The organism is Anaerolineae bacterium, assembly GCA_014360855.1.
GTDB lineage: Bacteria > Chloroflexota > Anaerolineae > JACIWP01 > JACIWP01 > JACIWP01.
Genome location: JACIWP010000303.1, coordinates 1 through 3,438, shown reverse-complemented (window position 1 = coordinate 3,438; position 3,438 = coordinate 1). Strand labels below are relative to the sequence as shown.

The following is a 3,438-nucleotide window of genomic DNA, read 5'->3' as shown; positions in this document are numbered from 1 at the left end:
CATCGGTCTTCCTCCAGTAACAGACCGAGCGAAAGGAAGGCACCCATGGCAACGTACAGTATCAAGGCCATCAAATATTGCGAACAAAGCGTCCCCGGGCCGCAGATGTTCTATATGTCGCGCTGGGGCGAATGGATGGTAGCGGACTTCTTCCTGTTCGTCCTGCGCCGGGACGATGGTGCGGTCATGCTGATAGACACCGGCGTGCGGGATGTCAACGAGATTCAGCCCCTGGTGGTCGCCGGCGTCGGCTACGAGGGCCGCTTCCGCATGGACATGGAGACGCAGAACATCCCCCTCTTGCTTCGCAAAGAGGGCATTGACCCGGCCCAGGTGGAATATGTCTTCATCACCCACCTGCACTACGACCACTGTTCCAACGCCAAGCTCTTCCCCAACGCCAAATTTGTCATCTCACGCACGGGCTGGCACCTGACGCTGGACCCGCCGCATCCGGCCCTGGTGCCGGACATCCTCTTCCCGCGCGACGTGCTGGCCTACTTCGCCGGCGAGGCCCGCGACCGCCTCATCCTGGCCGACGATGAGGCGCCCGAGATCGTCCCCGGCATCGGCGCCTTTTACATCGGCGGCCATACGCTCTGCAGTCAGGCCATCACGGTGCAGACCAAACAGGGCCTCGCGGTCTTCCCCGGCGATACGATCTTTTACTACGAGAACCTGGAAAAGAACCACCCGGTCGGGCTGGCGGTCAACATCGCACAATGCTATCAGGCCATGGAAAAGGTGCGCAAAATCGCCGATATCTTCGTCCCGCCCCATGACCCCCTGCTCCTTCAGCGCTACCCGGACGGGGTCATCGCCTGACACCCTACATCGAGGAGGAGCTAAACCAAGCATGTCCAAGCTGGAAGTCTCGCACATCGACAACTGCACGGTCTATCATCTGCCTGGCCGGGACTGGTACTATCTGCTGGGCCCGCTGAACAGCCAGGCGCGCAATCTGGCGTTCGGCGTCGCCGAATTCCCCGCCGGCACCCTGGCCGCTACGCACACCCATGCCGGCGAAGAGGAAATCATCTTCATCCTCTCGGGAAGCGGGGGCATCATCGCCAACGGCGAGGAAATTCCGCTGAAACCGGGCACCGCGGTCTTCATTCCCGCCGGCCAGCCCCACCAGATCCGCGTCGACGCCGAACAGCCTTTGCGGCTGGTCACCGTTTTCTCGCCGCCCGTCACACCGGGCGCGTACGATCCGGGCAAACACTGACGTTTGACCCGTGAGAGAAGGGACTCGATGGGAGAAAGATATCTCGAGGGCCGAACTGCATTGATCACCGGCGCCGGCCGCGGGTTGGGGCGGGCCATCAGCCGGCGGCTCGCCAGGCTCGGCGCCGAAGTCATCCTGGCCGACATTGACCAGGCGGCGCTGGCGGAATCCGCCCGCCTGATCTCCGAAGAGGGCGGTTTGGTCGCCACCCGCGTCTTCGACGTATCGAACGCCGAAGAGGTGCGCGCCGTCTTCGCCGGCTTGTCGGTACTCCATATCTTGGTCAACAACGCCGGCATCTGTCCCTTGACCCCTGTGGAGCAGATCAGCGAATCGGAATGGGACCGCGTGCTGAACGTCAATCTCAAAGGGGCGTTCCTGTGCACCCAAGCCGCTCTGCCCCTCCTGCGTGCGGCCGGCTGGGGCCGGGTCATCAACATCTCTTCCCTGGCCGGCCAGATGGGCGGCATCGCCGTCGGGGTGCACTACGCCGCCAGCAAGGCCGGGCTCCTGGGCCTGACCAAATCCTTTGCCCGCCTGCTGGCGCCGCACGGCATCACCGTCAACGCCATCGCGCCGGCCACCCTGGAAACGGACCTGACCGCCCAGTGGCCGGCGGAACTGCGGCAGGACCTGGGACAACGCATGTCCATCGGCCGCCTCATCCGCCCGGAAGAGGTGGCGGAAGCGGTGGCATTCCTGTGTTCGCCGGCGGCGGATCCCATCACCGGCACCACGATTGACATCAACGCCGGCCTCTTGATGCGATAAGGCATACTTGACGGAGCACAAGGCAAATGACACTGGATCGTGCAAAGCTCGCCGATATGTACTACCGCATGTGGCTCATCCGCCACTTTGAATCGCGCGCCCGCTGGCTCTTCCAGCAGGACCTGGTGCGCGGCTCGACCCATACCTACACCGGCGAAGAGGCTGTGGCGGTCGGGGCCTGCGCCGCGCTGAACCGCGATGACTATATCACCAGCACCCATCGCGGGCACGGGCACTGCCTGGCGAAGGGCGGCGACCCGCGCCGCATGATGGCCGAACTGCTGGGCAAAGCCACCGGCTACTGCAAGGGCAAGGGCGGCTCCATGCATATCGCCGACCTGGACCTGGGCATCCTGGGCGCCAACGGCATCGTGGGCGGCGGCATCGCCATCGCCACCGGCGCGGCCTACTCCGCCAAGGTGCGCGGCACCTACCAGGTGGTGGTCTGCTTCTTCGGCGACGGGGCCGCCAATCAGGGGGTTCTGCTGGAAGCCGGCAACATGGCCGCGCTGTGGAAGCTCCCCGTCATCTACCTGTGCGAGGAAAATCAGTACGCCGAGTTCAGCCCCAGCCGGCCCTTCTTCGCCGTCGAACGCCTCGAACAGCGCGCCTTGGGGCTGGGCATGGAAGGGATTCCCGTGGACGGCAACGACGTTCTGGCAGTATATGAGACGGTGCGCCAGGCCGTGGAGCGGGCGCGCGCCGGCCAGGGCCCCTCCTTCATCGTCGCCAAGACCTACCGCTGGGAAGGCCATACCGTCGGCGACCCCCTCACCTACCGGCCGGCCGGCGAGGCCGAACAGTGGAAAACGCCGGAGCGCGATCCCATCGCACGCTTCGGCAAGTATCTGGTGGAACAGGCCGGCTTCTCGCCGGCGGAACTGGAAGATATGAACCAGCGCGCCGAGGCGGAGATCGAGGCCGCGGTGCAGTTCGCCATGGACAGCCCAGAGCCGGCCATCGCCACCCTCTGGGAAGACGTCTACGCATAAGGATAGGTCATCATGGCCGTACGTGAGATCAGCTATCGGGATGCCATCAACGAAGCTCTGCGGGAAGAGATGGAGCGCGACCCGACCGTCTGCATCTTTGGAGAAGACGTCGGTCGCTACGGCGGACCGTTCCAGGTCACGCGTGGGCTGTACGAACGTTTTGGCGAGTGGCGCGTGCGTGATACCCCCATCTCCGAAGAGGGGTTCACCGGCATGGCCGTCGGCGCCGCTATGACCGGCCTGCGCCCCGTCGTCGAGATCATGTACAACGACTTCGTGACCCTGGCGATGGACCAGATCATCAACCAGGCCGCCAAAGCGCGCTATATGTTCGGCGGGAAGGCGCGCGTGCCCATGGTCATCCGCACCCAGGGAGGCGCCGGCCGCGGCAACGCCGCCCAGCATTCCCAGAGCCTGGAGATGTGGTTCGTCCACATCCCGGGTCTC

General features: G+C 64.7%; 5 protein-coding genes. All 5 read left to right on the top strand.

The window, feature by feature from the left end:
• Positions 1-45 precede the first annotated feature (45 nt).
• The gene (locus tag H5T60_13085) at positions 46-825 is read left to right on the top strand and encodes an N-acyl homoserine lactonase family protein (protein ID MBC7243364.1); all 780 of its coding nucleotides are present in this window, start codon (positions 46-48) and stop codon (positions 823-825) included.
• Between the two features lie 31 nt (positions 826-856).
• A complete protein-coding gene (locus H5T60_13080; protein ID MBC7243363.1) occupies positions 857-1,228 on the top strand; it encodes a cupin domain-containing protein in 372 nt (123 codons plus the stop codon).
• 27 nt (positions 1,229-1,255) lie between these two features.
• A complete protein-coding gene (locus H5T60_13075) occupies positions 1,256-1,999 on the top strand; it encodes an SDR family oxidoreductase (GenBank protein MBC7243362.1) in 744 nt (247 codons plus the stop codon).
• Positions 2,000-2,025: 26 nt separating this feature from the next.
• On the top strand, positions 2,026-2,991 hold the full coding sequence (locus H5T60_13070; GenBank protein ID MBC7243361.1) for a thiamine pyrophosphate-dependent dehydrogenase E1 component subunit alpha: 966 nt from the start codon (positions 2,026-2,028) through the stop codon (positions 2,989-2,991).
• A gap of 12 nt (positions 2,992-3,003) precedes the next feature.
• Positions 3,004-3,438, top strand: a 435-nt coding sequence (locus H5T60_13065; protein MBC7243360.1) for an alpha-ketoacid dehydrogenase subunit beta, incomplete at its 3' end; no start/stop codon positions are given.

Excerpts from the sequence above, each read along its gene's own strand:
- H5T60_13085 (MBC7243364.1), top strand. The coding sequence starts at position 46 with ATGGCAACGTACAGTATCAAGGCCATCAAATATTGCGAACAAAGCGTC.
- H5T60_13080 (MBC7243363.1), top strand. The coding sequence starts at position 857 with ATGTCCAAGCTGGAAGTCTCGCACATCGACAACTGCACGGTCTATCAT.
- H5T60_13075 (MBC7243362.1), top strand. The coding sequence starts at position 1,256 with ATGGGAGAAAGATATCTCGAGGGCCGAACTGCATTGATCACCGGCGCC.
- H5T60_13070 (MBC7243361.1), top strand. The coding sequence starts at position 2,026 with ATGACACTGGATCGTGCAAAGCTCGCCGATATGTACTACCGCATGTGG.